At 67.3% G+C, this 13,878-nt stretch carries 9 protein-coding genes; 6 read left to right on the top strand and 3 right to left on the bottom strand.

The annotated features are described in order from the left end of the window. Nucleotides 1–159: 159 nt before the first annotated feature. Nucleotides 160–1,140 (top strand): DMT family transporter, encoded by a 981-nt coding sequence (locus tag AC1RQC_RS01290; protein WP_492371690.1) that lies wholly within the window; start codon nt 160–162, stop codon nt 1,138–1,140. 13 nt (nt 1,141–1,153) lie between these two features. Here the strand turns inward: AC1RQC_RS01290 and AC1RQC_RS01285 are convergent, their stop codons facing one another. Beyond that, entirely contained in the window at nt 1,154–2,029 is an 876-nt protein-coding gene (locus tag AC1RQC_RS01285) for a ferritin-like domain-containing protein (protein ID WP_492808604.1), read from the bottom strand. A gap of 451 nt (nt 2,030–2,480) precedes the next feature. Here AC1RQC_RS01285 and smc point away from each other — a divergent pair, with 451 nt between their 5' ends. From smc to def, 4 genes are read left to right on the top strand one after another with little or no spacing between them, the layout of a single operon-like run. Continuing rightward, nucleotides 2,481–5,996 (top strand): chromosome segregation protein SMC, encoded by a 3,516-nt coding sequence (gene smc, locus AC1RQC_RS01280; protein ID WP_492882307.1) that lies wholly within the window; start codon nt 2,481–2,483, stop codon nt 5,994–5,996. Continuing rightward, nucleotides 5,993–7,381, top strand: coding sequence for a cell division protein ZipA C-terminal FtsZ-binding domain-containing protein (locus tag AC1RQC_RS01275; protein WP_492371693.1), 1,389 nt, complete (start codon nt 5,993–5,995; stop codon nt 7,379–7,381). Before smc ends, AC1RQC_RS01275 begins: the two co-directional genes overlap by 4 nt. A gap of 52 nt (nt 7,382–7,433) precedes the next feature. Continuing rightward, on the top strand, nt 7,434–9,560 hold the full coding sequence (gene ligA / locus AC1RQC_RS01270) for an NAD-dependent DNA ligase LigA (protein WP_492882306.1): 2,127 nt from the start codon (nt 7,434–7,436) through the stop codon (nt 9,558–9,560). Beyond that, nucleotides 9,557–10,090 carry a peptide deformylase gene (def, locus tag AC1RQC_RS01265; RefSeq protein WP_492371695.1) on the top strand — a complete coding sequence of 178 codons (534 nt, stop codon included), beginning with the start codon at nt 9,557–9,559 and terminating at the stop codon, nt 10,088–10,090. Before ligA ends, def begins: the two co-directional genes overlap by 4 nt. A gap of 28 nt (nt 10,091–10,118) precedes the next feature. Here the strand turns inward: def and AC1RQC_RS01260 are convergent, their stop codons facing one another. Continuing rightward, nucleotides 10,119–11,063 carry a LysR family transcriptional regulator gene (locus tag AC1RQC_RS01260; RefSeq protein ID WP_492826360.1) on the bottom strand — a complete coding sequence of 315 codons (945 nt, stop codon included), beginning with the start codon at nt 11,061–11,063 and terminating at the stop codon, nt 10,119–10,121. 170 nt (nt 11,064–11,233) lie between these two features. Here AC1RQC_RS01260 and AC1RQC_RS01255 point away from each other — a divergent pair, with 170 nt between their 5' ends. After that, nucleotides 11,234–12,385, top strand: a complete 1,152-nt coding sequence (locus AC1RQC_RS01255; RefSeq protein ID WP_492808595.1) for a hypothetical protein — start codon at nt 11,234–11,236, stop codon at nt 12,383–12,385. 235 nt (nt 12,386–12,620) lie between these two features. Here AC1RQC_RS01255 and AC1RQC_RS01250 read toward each other — a convergent pair. After that, the coding region (locus tag AC1RQC_RS01250; RefSeq protein WP_492882305.1) for a pseudouridine synthase at nt 12,621–13,878 on the bottom strand (1,258 nt) is incomplete at its 5' end.

The following is a 13,878-nucleotide window of genomic DNA, read 5'->3' as shown; positions in this document are numbered from 1 at the left end:
CCGCGCATTCCCGCGTGCCGGCAAGGCCTTGCCGGCACGCCGCGCCGGCTTGTCCCTGCCTATCCCCGGCCGTCCGCGACCGGCCCCGGTCGCGCCGCGGTGCTTTTCCGATACCGAATGCTGACTGGCTGCCCAAGTGGCAGCCTTAACCGTTTTCCCATGAGCAATCTGCCCGCCACTTCCACCGCTTCGGCCCCGGCCGACCCGCATGCCTTCAAATCCACCTTGTCCATCCTGCTGGGCGCCTCGGTCTGGGGCATCGCCTGGTTCCCCTACCGGCTGCTCGCCGGCTGGGGGCTGGGTGGCATGACGGCAGCCGCGCTGGTGAGCGCCATGGCCGCGCTGATCGCCCTGGTGGCCTTCGCCCGCCACCTGGGCGGCCTGCGCTGGTCGTGGCTGTTCGTGGCGATCGGGCTGGCGGCGGGTGTGACCAACGCCGGCTTTGTATGGGGCAGCGTCAACGGCCATGTGATGCGGGTGTTGCTGCTGTTCTACCTGACGCCGGTATGGACGGCCTTGTTTGCCCGCGTCTTCCTGGGCGAGAAACTGTCGGCATCCGGCTTGCTGCTGGTGGTGCTGGCGCTGTTTGGCGCGGGGCTGATGCTGTGGACGCCGGAAGTGGGCCTGCCGCTGCCAACGCACGCGGCGGAATGGTCCGGCCTGATCGGCGGCATGGGTTTTGCCGTCAACAATGTGCTGTCGCGCCGGGCCGGGCAGCTTTACCCGGAGATGGATGCGCGCCTGCGCACCGTGATGGTCTACGTGGGCTGCACCGCGGTCGGCCTGCCGTGCGCGCTGTTGCTGGAGCCGGGCGGTGTGGCGCTGGCGCCGGTGATCGGCTGGGGCGGCGTGGCGCTGATGCTGGGCCTCGCCGCCACGCTGGTGCTGAGCAATTCGGTGGTCCAGTACGGACTGCAGCGCCTGCCGGCCAACCGGGTATCGCTGCTGATGCTGTTCGAGATCGTGATCGCGGCGGTGTCGTCGTGGTGGCTGGCGACCGAGACGCTGAGCTGGAAGGAGGCCGCCGGCGGCCTGTGCATCGTGGCGGCTGGCGCCTTGTCGGGGCTGGTGCACCGCACCAAGGCGCGTCGCGGCAACGATGCCGCCGGTGCGGCGGACCAGGCGCTACAGCCGCAATAGCTGGCGCCGCGCCTCAATAAAGCATCGCCCGCGACACCACCGCCACCAGCGGCTTGCGGATGGCGCGTTCCACGCCGGCATGCAGGTGCAGCGGGCGGAGCAGCATCTTGACCGTCATCTCGATCGGCAGGTTGCGCCGGATCACGGCGCTCACCCGGGAGTTGAGCTTGCGCACGTCCCGTTGCGGGATATCCTCGGTGCCGCGCTCGATGCGCAGCACATTGCGCAGCGCGATCTCCGCGTCTTCGTTCTTGATTTCCAGCAAGCGGCGCACCAAGGCGCCCAGTACGCGCAGGCGGCCGAGCCGTTCCACGCCGTTGAAGGTGTTGAAGTAGCGGTAGAAGTGCTTGTAGTGGCGCACCTCGTCGTCAGCGATGCGCCGCGTCAGGTTGCGCAGCACCGGCTCGTCGCTGGCTTGCTCCAGAGAGCGGTAGAGGGCTGCGGTGCCCGTCTCGACCACGCAGCGCGCTGCCATCTCAAGGGCTTTCGTGGGTTCGAAATTGTCGATCGAGCAGGTATGGCGGTATTCGTCGAAGAACCGCGCATAGCCGCGCTCCCAGTCGAACTCGGGCCAGACATGTTCCACGTAGCGCCGCAGGGCCAGGCCGTGCTGCAGCTCCTCCGCCTCCCAGTGTTCGGACAGCCAGCCGGAGGCCTCGGGATTGGCGGCGTAGTAGTTGGCCAGGTTGCCGGCGTACGTGTCCGAGCCGCTTTCGACAAAGGACGCCGACACCAGCAGGTAGAACAACTCCCGATCGGGCCGGACAAGGGCGGTGTCGATGGCCTGGAAATCGATGTCGCCCAAGGACCATTGTGGCGTTTTGGGCACATTCACGGCATCTTGGCCGGGCAAGCTGCTGTCGGATATCGCCGGTAAGAAGGCGGTCATGCTGGACACTCCCAGAAGGGTCGCGAAGCCGGGTTCCGTGTTGGCCGGAGGCAGCCATTGCGCCGGGAACGGGGCGGCAGGTGCAATGGGCCTCAAGGATCACGCTGACAATAAGAGACTAGCACTAACCCTTGGAAGTTTCCCGCCGGTGCCAAGAAGTGCGACGACGTTAAGCGCAGGGTGGTGGCCTTTAGCCGCATGGCAGCATCGCCGCAAGTGTGGGGCGTGAACCGCACGGGGTGTATCGGAAGCGGCCCAAACTCCCTTGGGGAAATGGCTTGCGCTTAGCCCGGAAAGCGCCCGGACGCCGAAGGCGCGATGGTATGATTAGCGCCATCTATCGGGCACAAGAGAGAAGGCATGGGGCGCAACCGGCACGCGTCGGCCCCGCTTCTCGTTGGGGCCCGGCTCTCCTGAACGCTGCATTACGCTAGATACCCCACGACCAACCGTGCGACTGTCCTCGATCAAGCTGGCGGGCTTCAAGTCCTTCGTCGATCCCACCAATTTTCAAGTGCCCGGCCAACTGGTCGGCATCGTCGGTCCCAACGGCTGCGGCAAATCGAACATCATCGATGCGGTGCGCTGGGTGCTGGGCGAGTCGCGCGCCTCCGAGCTGCGCGGCGAGTCCATGCAGGACGTGATCTTCAATGGCTCCACCGCGCGCAAACAGGCTGGCCGCGCCAGCGTCGAACTGGTGTTCGACAACCCTGAGGGGCGCGCCGGCGGGCAATGGAGCCAATACGCCGAAATCGCCGTCAAGCGGGTGCTGACCCGCGACGGCACGTCCTCCTACTACATCAATAACCAGGCCGTGCGCCGCCGCGATATCCAGGACATCTTCCTGGGCACCGGCCTGGGGCCGCGCGCCTACGCCATCATCGGGCAGGGCATGATCTCGCGCATCATCGAGGCCAAGCCCGATGACATGCGGATCTTCCTGGAAGAAGCCGCAGGAGTGTCCAAGTACAAGGAACGCCGCCGCGAAACCGAAAACCGCCTGTCCGACACGCGCGAGAACCTGACCCGCGTGGAAGACATCCTGCGCGAGCTCGGCACCAACCTGGACAAGCTCGAAGGGCAGGCCGAAGTGGCCCAGCGCTTCAAGACCTTGCAGTCCGACGGCGAGGAAAAGCAGCACCTGCTGTGGCTGCTGCGCAAGCGCGAGGCCCAGGCCGAGCAGGAGCGGCACACGCGTGCCATCGAGCAGGCACAGATCGACCTGGAAGCGCAAACCGCGCAACTGCGTCACGTCGAGGCCGAGCTCGAGACCATGCGCGCAGCGCATTACGCCGCCTCTGACAATATGCACACCGCGCAGGGCGGCTTGTACGAGGCCAATGCCGAGGTCAGCAAGCTCGAGGCCGAGATCCGCTATGTGGTGGAGTCGCGCAATCGCGTGCAGGCGCAGATCGCCGCACTGACGGCGCAGCGCGAGCAGTGGCAAGGCAAGGCCGAGCAGGCTACCGATGCCCTGGCGCAGGCCGAGGAAGAGCTGGCGGTGGCCGAAGGCCGCACCATCGAAGCCCAGGAGGCCGTGGCGCACAAGACCGATGAGCTGCCCACGCTGGAAGCCCAGTGGCGCGATGCCCAGGTGCTGTCCAACGAGCAGCGCGCCAGCATCATGCAGGCTGAGCAGGCGCTCAAGCTGGAGGCCGCGCAGCAGCGCAGCGCCGACCAGATGCTGCAGCAGCTGGAGCAACGCCGCGAGCGCTTGTCCGGGGAAGAAAAGGGGCTGGACCGCCCCGATGAAACCCGCCTGGAAGAGCAACGCGCCGAGCTGGCCGAACAGGAAGCCGTGCTGGAAGAGGCGCAGGCCATCCTGGCTGACTCCGCCGACAGCGTGCCGCGCCTGGACGGCGAGCGCCGCAGCGCGCAGGAACGCGTGCAGCGCGAGGCCGCCGCGATCGGGGCGCTGGAAGCGCGCCTGGCCGCGCTAAAGCAGTTGCAGGAAAACGTGCAGACCGAAGGCAAGGTGCAGCCCTGGCTGGCCAAGCACGGCCTGGCCGAACTGCCGCGCCTGTGGAAGAAGCTCCATATCGAGCCGGGCTGGGAAAGCGCGCTGGAATCCGTGCTGCGCGAAAAGCTCGGCGCGCTCGAAGTCTCCAACCTGGACTGGATCAAGTCCTTCCTGTCCGACGCGCCGCCCGCCAAGCTGGCCTTCTACTCGCCGCCGCCGGCCGCGCGCCCGCAGGAAACCCCCGCCGGCATGCGTCCGCTGATGGCGCTGGTGCAGATCACCGAGCCCGGCATCCGGGCCGTGATGCAGGACTGGCTGGCCGATATCTACATCGCCACCGACATGGCGTCGGCGCTGGCCCAGCGTGCCACGCTGCCCGAAGGCGCGTCGTTCGTCGTGGCCGAGGGCCATCTGGTGGGCCGCAGCTCGGTCCACCTCTATGCGGCCGATTCCGAACAGGCCGGCATGCTGGCCCGCGAGCAGGAAATCGAAAACCTGCAGAAGCAGGCGCGCGCCCAGCTGCTGCTGTCCGACGAAGCCAAGAGCCAGGCGGTTCGCGCCGAGGCTGCCTACACCCAGGCCAGCGCCGCGCTCACCGAGGCCCGCGGACGCAGCGAGCAGGCCACACGCCGCGTGCACGCGCTGCAGATGGATGTGCTCAAGCTGTCGCAGGCCATGGAGCGCTACGCCGCGCGCAGCGGCCAGATCCGTGAGGAACTGGCCGAAATCGCCGCGCAGATCGAAGAGCAGCGCGCCATCCGCGCCGAGTCCGAAGCCAGCTTCGAGCAGCACGACGCCGCGCTGGCGGAGATGCAGTCCACGCACGAAGACCACCAGATGGCCTTCGAGGCGCTGGACAGCAAGCTGTCATCGGCGCGGCACCAGCTGCGCGACTTCGAGCGCGCGGCGCAGGAAGCGCTGTTCGCCGAGCGCAACCTGGCTAACCGCATCGACGAGCTGCGCCGCAATATCCAGACCGCGGGCGACCAGTCGGAGCGTCTTGCCCAGTCGCTGGAAGATGCCCGCGTCGAGCTGGAAACCATCAATGAGCAGACCGCCCACACTGGCCTGCAGGATGCGCTGGAGCGCCGTGCCGAGAAGGAAGAAAAACTCCAGCTCGCCCGCACCGAGCTCGATGCGCTGTCGGCGCAGTTGCGCCAGTACGACGACCAGCGCCTGGCCGCCGAGCGTAGCCTGCAGCCGCTGCGCGACCGCATCACCGAGTACCAGTTGAAGGAACAGGCCGCGCGCCTGAACCAGGAGCAGTTCAGCGAGCAACTGACGACCGCCGAGGTGGACGAGGCAGTGCTGGCCGAGAAGCTCACGCCCGATCTCAAGCCCTCCTACCTGCAGGGTGAGGTCACGCGCCTGAACAACGCCATCAACGCGCTCGGGCCGGTGAACATGGCCGCGCTGGACGAACTGGCGGCGGCGCGCGAGCGCAAGACTTTCCTCGATGCGCAGTCGGCCGACCTGATCGACGCCATCACCACGCTGGAAGACGCGATCCACAAGATCGACCAGGAAACCCGCGCGATGCTGCAAGGGACCTTCGACCAGGTCAACCATCACTTCGGCGAGCTGTTCCCGTCGCTCTTCGGTGGCGGGCAAGCCAAGCTGATCATGACCGGCGACGAAATCCTCGACGCCGGCGTGCAGGTGATGGCGCAGCCGCCAGGCAAGAAGAACTCGACCATCCACCTGCTGTCGGGCGGTGAGAAGGCCCTGACGGCCATCGCGCTGGTGTTCGCCATGTTCCAGCTCAACCCGGCGCCGTTCTGCCTGCTCGACGAGGTGGACGCGCCGCTGGACGATGCCAATACGGAGCGCTACGCCAATATGGTGGCGCGCATGTCGGACAAGACCCAGTTCGTCTTCATTTCCCACAATAAAATCGCAATGGAAATGGCACACCAGTTGATTGGCGTGACGATGCAAGAGCAAGGTGTATCGCGTATCGTCGCCGTGGATATGGACGCAGCGCTCTCGATGGCGGAGGCAGCATGACGCTCCAGACCGCCCTGATCGTTGCAGGCATTGTCCTGCTGCTGCTGGTAGTCGCCTACAACCAGTGGCAGATCCGCAAGGCGCGCCGCCCGCGCGCGCTGCAGCCCGAAGACGACCTGCCGCCGATGCGCGAGCCGGTGGTAAGCCCGGTGGTCAAGCCGGAAGTCAGCGCCAAGCTGCACGAGCCATTGCCCGAGCATCAGGTCGAGCGGCGCGAGCCCACGTTGTCGGCTTCGCCGCTGGACGCCGCCGCCGTGGCGGCTGGCATGGCCGCCAGCTCAGCCGATGCCGACGAAGCCCTGGCGGATGAAGTCGCCGTTGCCGCGGCGCCGTCGTCGGTCCATGCGCCCCATGCGGCTGCCGGCAAGCCCGTGCATGCCGAGGAGGCGGGAGAGTCTGCCGGGCCCGCCGAATCGCATGACGTTGCAGACCATGAAGAATACGCAGAACATGCGGAGCACGCGGAACGAACCGAACAGATAAAGCCCAAGCAAGAGGCCGCGCCTGCCAAGGCAGCGCAGCTGGAGCCCGTTGCGCTCGATGGCCAGCCCACACCGGCCGTCATCGATCCGCTGATCGACTGCATCGTGCCGCTGCACCTGGAGCGCAAAAGCTCGGGCGATCGCATCCTGCCGCTCACCGGCCGCCTGCGCCGTGCGGGGACCAAGCAGGTGCACATCGAAGGCCTACGCAGCGAAGCCAATGCCTGGGAGCCGGTCACCGCCGGCCATCAGTACGAAGACCTGCAGGTAGCGGTGCAGCTTGCCAACCGCGGCGGCGCGCTCAATGCGCTCGAGTTTTCGGAGTTCGTCAATGCGGTGGAAGCGCTGGCAGAAGCGCTCGACGCCTCGGCCGATCTGCCCGACATGACCGAGACGGTCGCCAACGGCCGCGAGCTGGATGCGTTTGCCGCCAGTTGCGATGTGCAGCTTGGCGTCAACGTGATCTCCGACGGCGCGCCGTGGTCGGCCGCTTATGTGCAGACGGTGGCGACCCAGGACGGGCTGGTCCTGTCGCGCGACGGCACTCGCTTCACGCGCTATCAGGCCAACGCCGAGGGCGTGCAGCGGGCGCTGTTTACGCTGCAGTTCGGCGATACCAACTTCCTGCGCGATGACCTCACGGCCAAGGCCGGCCGCCAGATCACGCTGCTGCTCGATGTGCCGTCCGCGGCGCAGGCGACCAAGCCGTTCAAGACCGTGTGCGAGTACGGCTACAGCCTGGCGCAGCGCATGGGCGCGCAACTGGTCGACGACAATATGCGGCCGTTGAGCGAATCGTCCTTCGTCGCCATCTTCGGCCAGCTTCAAACACTCTACGACAAGCTGGAAGCCCGCGGCATGCCCGCGGGCTCGCCGGTGACGCTACGTTTGTTCAGTCTCTGATACGCCAGTTCGGCATCGACGATAACGACGACAACGGATTCAGTCCTTCAGCATGAGCACCAAACCAGAAGGTGCGGCGGCGCAAGCCCCCGCGCCTGTCAGCGATTCTCCCGCCGCGCGCGCCGACTGGCTGCGCGCCGAGCTGGAGCGCCACAATTACCAGTACTACGTCCTCGATGCGCCGTCGGTGCCCGATGCCGAGTACGACGCGCTGTTCCGCGAATTGCAGGACATCGAGACCAGGCATCCCGAATTGCTGACACCTGAGTCGCCCACGCAGCGCGTGGGCGGCCAGCCGCTGTCGGCCTTCGATACGGTGCGCCACGCCATCCCGATGCTGTCGCTCAACAACGGCTTCGAGGATGAGGATGTGCTGGCCTTCGACCGTCGTTGCGCGCAGGGGCTGGGGCGTGCCGCCCCAGCCGAGGGCGCGGCCGACCTGTTCAGCGCCGCCGAGGCGGTGGAGTATGCCTGCGAGCTGAAGTTCGATGGCCTGGCCATGTCCTTGCGCTACGAGGCCGGCCGGCTGGTGCAGGCCGCCACCCGCGGCGACGGCGAAACCGGCGAGGACGTGACCGTCAACGTGCGCACCATCAAGGCGATTCCGCTGCGCTTGCGCGGGGAAGCTGAGGCCTTGCCGGCGGTGCTGGAAGTGCGCGGGGAAGTCTTCATGTATCGCCGCGAATTCGACAAGCTCAATGCGCGGCAGGCCGAGGCCGGGGAAAAGACCTTCGTCAATCCGCGCAATGCCGCCGCCGGCAGCCTGCGCCAGCTGGATCCACGCATCACCGCCAAGCGTCCGTTGTCGTTCTTTGCCTACGGGCTGGGCGAGCTGCAAGGCGCGCCGCGTCCCGAGACGCACAGCGCCATGCTCGACTGGTTCGCCGGGTTTGGCATGCCGGTCTGCACGGAGCGCGAAGTCGTGCGGGGCGCGGACGGCTTGCTGAGCTTTTATCGCGGAGTGGGCGAGCGGCGCGCGGTGTTGCCCTACGACATCGACGGCGTGGTGTACAAGGTCAATGCGCTGGCCGAGCAGGAGCGCCTTGGCTTCGTGTCGCGCGCGCCGCGCTTCGCGCTGGCGCACAAGTTCCCGGCCCAGGAAATGACCACGGTGGTTGAAGACATCGAGGTGCAGGTTGGCCGCACCGGCGCCATCACGCCGGTAGCGCGGTTGGCGCCGGTGTTCGTGGGCGGCGTGACGGTGACCAATGCCACGTTGCACAACGAGGACGAAATCCGCCGCAAGGACGTGCATATCGGCGATACCGTGATTGTGCGGCGCGCGGGCGACGTGATTCCCGAAGTGGTGGCGGTGGTGCCGGAGCGCCGGCCCGCCGACGCACGCGCCTTCGTCATGCCCACCGCATGCCCGGTGTGCGGATCGCACATCGAGAAGCTGGAAGGCGAGGTGATCGCGCGCTGCACTGGTGGGCTGATCTGCGCGGCTCAGCGCAAGCAGGCGCTGCTGCATTTCGCGCAGCGCCGCGCCATGGATATCGAAGGCCTGGGCGACAAGGTGGTCGAGCAACTGGTCGACATGGCTATCGTGCACACGCCGGCCGATCTCTACAAGCTCGGCGTCGCCAAGCTGGCCGCGCTGGACCGGATGGCCGACAAGTCGGCCACCAACCTGGTGGCAGCCATCGAGGCGTCGCGCGAGACCACGTTCAACCGCTTTATCTTCTCGCTTGGCATCCGCCATGTGGGCGAAGCGACGGCCAAGGACCTGGCCAAGCATTTCGGCAAGCTCGATGGGCTGCTGGCAGCCGACGAGGCCGCCTTGCTGGAGGTCAACGACGTGGGGCCGGTGGTGGCGCAGTCCATCGCCAACTTCCTGGCCGAGCCGCACAATGTGGAAGTCATCGAGCAACTGCGTGCAGCCGGCGTGCACTGGCCGGAAAGCGAGCCGGCGGAGCGCGCCGCGCCCGCGCCGCTGGCCGGCAAGACGTTCGTGCTGACTGGCACGCTGCCCACGCTGTCGCGCGAAGACGCCAAGGAAAAGCTGGAAGCGGCCGGCGCCAAGGTGGCCGGCTCGGTGTCGAAGAAGACCGACTATGTGGTGGCTGGCGCGGAAGCCGGCAGCAAACTGGAAAAGGCCGAGGCGCTCGGCGTGCCCGTGCTGGACGAGGCCGCCTTGCTGGCTTTGCTGGCCGAGCTTAATACCGGAGATCAAGCATGATCCGTGACATTCTCAAGATGGGCGACCCGCGCCTGCTGCAGGTAGCGCGCCCTGTCACGCGCTTCAACACGCCCGAGTTGCGCATCCTGATCGACGATATGTTCGACACCATGGATCACGCCAATGGTGCTGGCCTGGCCGCGCCGCAGATCGGCGTGGACCTGCAGGTGGTGATCTTCGGCTTCGACCGCAATCCGCGCTATCCCGACGCCCCCACCGTGCCCAAGACCGTACTGATCAATCCCGAGCTGACGCCGCTTGGCGAGGAGCAGGATGAAGCCTGGGAAGGCTGCCTGTCGGTGCCGGGGCTGCGCGGGGTGGTGCCGCGTTTCACGCGCCTGAAGTACACCGGCTTTGACTTGATGGGCGGGCGCATCGAGCGCGTGGCCGAGGATTTCCACGCGCGCGTGGTGCAGCATGAATGCGACCACCTGCAGGGCATCCTCTATCCCATGCGGGTGACGGACTTCACGCGCTTCGGATTTACCGATGTGCTGTTCCCCGACCTGCCTCCGAATAGCGATGACTGACTGGCGACGACTGACCCGCGACGACTGATCAGCGATTGCCCTGGCGGCGATGGCGTGCCGCGATGCGGTGGGTCAGGGCGACCAGCGCCGCGCAGGCGGGATTGTCGTCGCGCTCCCGGTAAGCCAGGGTCAGCGGCGCGCGCAGCTGGTCGGCTTCTTCCATGCGGCGATAAGCCACGCCGTGCGGGTTGAGCCCGGCCATCGAGGCTGGCACCACGGTCACGCCGGCGCCGGCGGCTACCAGGTTCAGGTTGCTCAGCATGCGCTCGACTTCAGCGCCCACGCGCGGCGTGAAGCCCAGCCGCTCGCACACCTTCAGCAGATCGCCATACATGCCCGGCGCGCCCGGGCGCCGCACCAGGATGAACGCATCGTCTGCCAGCGCGCGCAGCGAGATGGCTTCCTGGGCCGCTGCGTGGGCCGGCGCGCCGCGCTTGCGCAGCAGCGGATGGTCCAGCGGCAGCGCGATCACCATTTCCTCTTCCAGCAGCAACTCGAAACGCAGGCCTTCGGGGCGTCCCACCGGCGCGCGCAGCAGTGCGACATCGAGCGTGCCCGCGGTGAGTTGCTCGATGACCTCGGCGGCGTTGTTCTCGCTGAGCTTGAGCGCGATGCCGGGAAAGCGGCGGCGGCAGGCGCGCAGTACCTCGGGCGTCAGCTTATGCGCGGCTGCCGAGCTGGTGAATCCGACCGATAGCATGCCTTGCTCGCCGCGCGCCATGCGTTGCATGCGCTGGCGCATCTGGTCCAGGCGCGCGAAGATGTCTAGCGCGTCGGTACGCAGCGCGTGCCCGGCGGCGGTGAGCGCCACACCGCGCGGCTGGCGCTCGAACAGGATCACGCCTAGCTCCGTCTCGAGCGCCTTCAACTGTTGCGACAGCGGAGGTTGCTGGATGCCGAGCTGCTCGGCGGCGCGCGTGATGTGGCCGGTTTCGGCTACCGCGAGAAAGTAGCGAAGGTGTCTCAGTTCCATGGTGTCTTTGCGGGCCGGGCGCTGTAGAAGGCATATCTTTTCGATATGTATTTCCACTGTGGCATATATTTTACATCCAGGTCGCGGGAGCCTAGGATGACACGGCTTTACGAACGAAAACACGGGCGCGCGCCAGGCGGCGCGCCGCATCGAGCACCGGGAGACAGGACATGAAAACACTTCGCCTTGCGCATTGCGCATCGATTGCACTGATTGCGCTAGCCGCGGCGGCCCAGTTTGGCTGCGCCGCCCCGGGCGTGGACAGTGCCGCGAGCGCGAAGCAGGCCGCACCGGCGCCCGGCACGGCGGCGCAAGCTGCCGCGCCCCAATGGCAGCGGGTCAGGCTCGGCGCGGGCGCTGGCGCCTACGATTTTCCGGTCTACGCCAACCATCCGCTGGACGCGGACCTGCGCGGCATCCGCGAGGTGATCTTCGTCCAGCACGGGCTGCAGCGTAACGGCGACGACTACTTCGCGGCCGGCGCGGCGCTGCTCAAGCAAACCGGGCGCAATCCCGACGAGGTGCTGCTCATCGCGCCGAACTTCCCCGGCACGCCGGATGCGGCCAAGGGCAAGCATTTCGACGGCATGCCGATATGGAGCGTGCAGGGCTGGATGAGCGGGGAGGATGCGGTCAACCCGCCGTTCTCGGTCAGCTCGCTGCAGGTGCTGGACGATCTCGTCGGCATGGTGACCAACAAGGCCCGTTTTCCGGCGGTGACCCGCGTGACGGTGGCCGGCCACTCCGGTGGCGCGCAACTGGTGCATCGCTATGCGGTGCTGAACAATGTCGACGAGCGTATCCGCGCGGGCGGCATCGATCTGCGCTACGTAGTGGCGAATCCTTCGTCGTATCTGTATTTCACGCCGGAGCGCCCACGCGGCAAGGGCTTTGCGCCCTATGACACGGCCATTTGCGCGGACTACGACAAATACCGCTACGGCATGCGCGACATGGTGCCCTATGCGCGCGGTGCGACCGGCGATGCGCTGTTCCGCCGCTATCTCCAGCGCCAGGTGACCTACCTTGTGGGCTCGGAAGATAACGACCCCAACCACCGCGTGCTCGACAAGGCCTGCGGCGCCGAGGCCGAAGGCCCGACCCGGCTGGAGCGCGCGCGCGGCTACCTGCGCTACGCGCAGTACCTTGCTGCGCCGATGGGCAGCCAGCGCCCGCCGGTGCGCCACCAGGCGTTCGAGGTGGTAGGCGTCGGGCACAACCAGCACCGGATGCTTGGCTCGCAATGCGGCGCCAAGGCAGTGTTCGGGCTGGCGGAGACGGCCAATGCGGACGGCGCGGCTTGCCGTGCGCCGCGGCTGTGAAGCGATTGGCGCAGGGCAGGGCGCCCGCTTGCGGCATGGCTTGAGGCATTGGCTATGCGAGGCCGCTGGGTTTGTCCCGGCGGCCAGACCGGGCAAGCGATGCTAGGGTGTCGAGTGCCACGTGCCTGGCAATGGCACGGCGCGTGGCATCATGCGATCGAGCCGGTGAGTATGCGGCTCGGCAGATGCGCGCTGGTGGCCATGGCGGCCGCCAGCTTGCTTTTTCGCCTGGCGCTCAGAACTTCTCGAAGGCGCCGAGGAAGCGCCACTGGCCCACCGGCAGGTCGCCCAGCACGATGCGGCCCATGCGCACGCGCTTCAGTCCCACGACCCGCAGGCCAACCTGTTCGCACATGCGGCGGATCTGGCGCTTCTTGCCTTCGCGCAGGACGAAGCGCAATTGCTCCTCGTTCTGCCAGCTCACCTTGGCCGGCTTGAGCGCTTCGCCATCCAGCGACAGGCCGTGGCGCAGCTTCTCGATCAGTTCCACCGGGAACACGTGCGAGATGTCGCGCTCGACCAGGCCTTCCGGCGAATCCCAGCTCACCCGCACCAGGTATTCCTTCTCGACGGTCGAATCCTCGCCGATCAGGTGGCGCGCAACGCGGCCGTCCTGGGTCAGCACCAGCAGGCCGGTGGAGTCGATGTCGAGCCGGCCGGCAGGTGCCAGGCTCTTGCGCTGCCACGGGGCAAAGCGCTTGCGGGTGGGGTCCAGCTCCCACTGGTTTTCCGGCGCGAACAGCACGGCGGCGGGCTCATAGCCATCTTCGGCCTGGCCCGACACGTAACCGACCGGCTTGTGCAGCAGCACGGTCACGCGTTCGCCTTGCTCGGAGCGTGCAGCCTGGTTGATCTCGATATTGGCGTCCGGGCTGATGCGCGAGCCCAGTTCGGTGACGGGCTGCCCGTCGACCAGTACCCAGCCGCGCGGAATCCATTCATCGGCTTCGCGGCGCGAGCACAGGCCGAGTTCCGACATCCGCTTGGACAGGCGTACCAGGCCATCCGAGCTGGGCTGGGGCGCGTTCTGTACGGGTGCGGCACGTTCCGTACGTTCCGCACGGGCGCCCTGGTAGTCACGCTGGCCGGCATCGCCGGCGCGGCGCGGACGGTCATTGTCGCCACCGTGAGCGGGACGGCGAGGGCGGTCGTCGCCCTGGCCCGCAAAGCGGCGCGGACGGTCCTGGCCTTCGCCGGGGCTGAAGCGGCGTGGACGATCGTTGCCTTCGCCTGGGCCGAAATTGCGTGGACGATCATTGCCTTCACCGGCAAAGCGGCGGGGACGGTCCTGGCCTTCGCCTGGGGCGAAACGCCGCGGACGGTCATTGCCTTCGCCAGCAAAGCGGCGGGGGCGATCCTGGCCTTCGCCAGGGGTGAAACGGCGCGGACGGTCCTGGCCTTCGCCGGAGCCGAAACTGCGCGGGCGGTCGTTGCCTTCGCCAGCAAAGCGGCGAGGCCGATCCTGGCCTTCGCCCGGGGTGAAACGGCGCGGA

It is taken from the genome of Cupriavidus sp. GW822-FHT03E04 (assembly GCF_058801495.1).
Note: the sequence above shows the minus strand (reverse complement) of the source record. Positions and strands in the feature narration are given on the sequence as shown.

Coding starts and splice junctions, on each gene's coding strand:
- ligA (WP_492882306.1), top strand. CDS start 7,434: ATGAGCACCAAACCAGAAGGTGCGGCGGCGCAAGCCCCCGCGCCTGTC.
- def (WP_492371695.1), top strand. CDS start 9,557: ATGATCCGTGACATTCTCAAGATGGGCGACCCGCGCCTGCTGCAGGTA.
- AC1RQC_RS01255 (WP_492808595.1), top strand. CDS start 11,234: ATGAAAACACTTCGCCTTGCGCATTGCGCATCGATTGCACTGATTGCG.
- AC1RQC_RS01275 (WP_492371693.1), top strand. CDS start 5,993: ATGACGCTCCAGACCGCCCTGATCGTTGCAGGCATTGTCCTGCTGCTG.
- AC1RQC_RS01285 (WP_492808604.1), bottom strand. CDS start 2,029: ATGACCGCCTTCTTACCGGCGATATCCGACAGCAGCTTGCCCGGCCAA.
- AC1RQC_RS01290 (WP_492371690.1), top strand. CDS start 160: ATGAGCAATCTGCCCGCCACTTCCACCGCTTCGGCCCCGGCCGACCCG.
- AC1RQC_RS01260 (WP_492826360.1), bottom strand. CDS start 11,063: ATGGAACTGAGACACCTTCGCTACTTTCTCGCGGTAGCCGAAACCGGC.